Here is a 1,271-nt window from a genome sequence, read left to right as displayed (position 1 = left end):
ACCCGGGATGACGAGCCCGTCGTAATCGGAGGCCGAGGCGCCCTTGATGGTCGCGTCGACGGCGTAGCGGCCAGCCGGGTCCAAGTCGTTGTTGACCGTCTCGGCCTCGCCGGCCTCCAGCCCGATCACGGTGACGCTCGCGCCGGCCTTCGTCAGCGCATCGCGCGGCTGGACGAATTCCGGCTCCTCGGTCCCGCGCGGGGCGATCAGGATGGCGATCTTCTTTCCTTGCAAGGACATGTCGTCTTCCTCGTTATAGGGGTGGGGGAGAGTTCGGTGCGGCTGCGGCGCCCTTCAGGCCCTGCGGAGGGCATCGCCGAGCAGGCGGGCCAACTCCTCGGTCGCCGCCAGGCAGCGCCGGGAATGCGCGGTCATCTGGATGAAGCCGTGCGGCAGGTCCGGATGGTGGACGTAGGTCAGATCGTTGCCCGCCGCCGCGAGCTTCCTGGCATAGGTGTGGCCGACGTCTCGCAGCATGTCGAAGCCGCAGGTGACCAGCAGCGCCGGCGGCAGGTCCGCATGGCTCTTCGCGTTCATCGGCGTGACGTAGGGCTGCATGTAGTCAACGTCGTGCGGGAGCAGGTGCCAGAGGAACTGATGCACGCCCGCCGTATCGACGTAGGCGCCCGTGCGGTTCTCGATCCCGGCCTTGGTGTCGAAGGGGAGCGCCGTCTCCGGGTAGAGCGGCACCTGCAGGGCGAGACGCGGGCCGCCGGTGTCGCGCAGGCGCAGGGAGATCGTGCAGGTCATGTTGCCGCCGGCCAAGTCGCCGCCGAGCGCGATCCGCGCCGGGTCGACCCCGCGTTCGGCGGCATGCTCGAACAGCCAGCGGACGACGAACTCGTTCTCGTCGATCTGGACCGGCCACTGGTACTCGGGCGCGAGCTTGTAATCCACGCAGTAGACCTGCGCGCCGCTGCCCTCGGACAGGCGCCTCATGGCGGTCTCGAACTGGTCGAGCGATCCGACGACGAAGCCGCCGCCGTGCAGGTAGACCAGAGAGGCACCTTCGGCCGGGCCAGGCTTGGAGGGGTGGTAGACGCGTACGGGTACAGTGCCGTGCGGTCCGCGAAGGCCGAGATGCCCGATTTTGCCGATGGGTGGCTTGTCGGCATCGATGAAGCCGTCGTGGGCGCGCCGCTGCTTGTAGAACGGCTCCGGCACTCCAAGCACGGGTCCGGTCTTCAGCCATTCCGCGACCTCGGCATCCATGGCGGTGCGGGCCACCGTCTCGGGCCGGTCGCGCGCGGCGTAGACGGGCATGGGCACGC

At 69.0% G+C, this 1,271-nt stretch carries 2 protein-coding genes; both read right to left on the bottom strand.

What is annotated here, in order from left to right; translation table 11 throughout:
- On the bottom strand, positions 1-240 hold a 240-nt coding region (locus tag MKL11_RS00985; RefSeq protein ID WP_243939440.1), incomplete at its 3' end, for a DJ-1/PfpI family protein.
- A gap of 54 nt (positions 241-294) precedes the next feature.
- Positions 295-1,271 (bottom strand): alpha/beta hydrolase (locus MKL11_RS00980; protein WP_243939438.1); only part of this gene is annotated, 977 nt, incomplete at its 5' end.

Source organism: Methylobacterium sp. J-077, assembly GCF_022829365.1.
GTDB lineage: Bacteria > Pseudomonadota > Alphaproteobacteria > Rhizobiales > Beijerinckiaceae > Methylobacterium.
Note: the sequence above shows the minus strand (reverse complement) of the source record. Positions and strands in the feature narration are given on the sequence as shown.